We start from the raw sequence: 433 nt of genomic DNA on the forward strand, positions 1-433 counted from the left end.
AAGCAAAAAAGGATACAGCTACTAAATCAACTCAGATTGAAGAGGTGGTAATGGTTGGGTTCGGGCAGAAAAAGGCTGTAAAAGAAATTACAGGATCTGTAGGTACGTTAAAAGCCGATAAGCTTAACGACCTTCCGATCGCATCTCCTGAATCTGCATTAATGGGAAGAGTAGCGGGTGTTCAGGGAGGTATTTCTTCAGGTCAGCCGGGGGGATTTGTAACCCTTCGTATTAGAGGTCAGGCTTCTATCAACGGGAATAACAATCCTATTTATATTATTGATGGAGTAAGAGTAATGTCCGGAGATCCTACTTCGAACAATACTACCGGAAATATCCTATCCAGTTTAAATCCTGATGATATTGAATCGATGACAGTACTTAAAGATGCGGTTTCTACGGCGATCTATGGTGCTGATGCAGGAGCTGGGGT

The 433-nt window shown here is 42.7% G+C and carries 1 protein-coding gene; it reads left to right on the plus strand.

The features are described 5' to 3' along the window. Positions 1-433, plus strand: a 433-nt coding sequence (locus tag AOB46_RS22775; RefSeq protein WP_157845104.1) for a TonB-dependent receptor plug domain-containing protein, incomplete at both ends; no start/stop codon positions are given.

Origin of the sequence: Chryseobacterium indologenes, from assembly GCF_001295265.1 — a bacterium.
GTDB lineage: Bacteria > Bacteroidota > Bacteroidia > Flavobacteriales > Weeksellaceae > Chryseobacterium > Chryseobacterium indologenes_A.